The organism is Streptomyces sp. ADMS (assembly GCF_033441795.1).
In the GTDB taxonomy this organism is placed as follows: domain Bacteria; phylum Actinomycetota; class Actinomycetes; order Streptomycetales; family Streptomycetaceae; genus Streptomyces.
This window is the reverse complement of sequence record NZ_JAVFVX010000640.1, coordinates 1-236: the sequence shown is the minus strand read 5'-3', so window position 1 is coordinate 236 and position 236 is coordinate 1. Positions and strand designations below refer to the sequence as shown.

At 71.2% G+C, this 236-nt stretch carries 1 pseudogene; it reads right to left on the bottom strand.

Features of this window, described 5'->3' with window-relative positions:
* A pseudogene (locus RB628_RS42295) lies at positions 1–236 on the bottom strand (hypothetical protein); the annotation flags it as partial.

Below are 236 nucleotides of genomic sequence, written 5' to 3'. Positions count from 1 at the left end.
TCCAGCGGACCCCGGCCCTCACGATCGCCTCGGTGACCGGGTCGGCGGCGGGGGCGTGGACGAGGAAGTACGCGTAGTCGTAGTCGACGCGGCCGCCGGCCAGTTGCTTCTTGTCGGTGCTGCGGCGGATCAGCAGCTGGTGGGTGAAGCCGTCGGCCGGCAGCTGTCCGGGCAGGGTGATCTCGAACCAGGCCCAGTCGTAACCGCGCTGCCCCTTGGAGCCCTCGCCCTGGCTG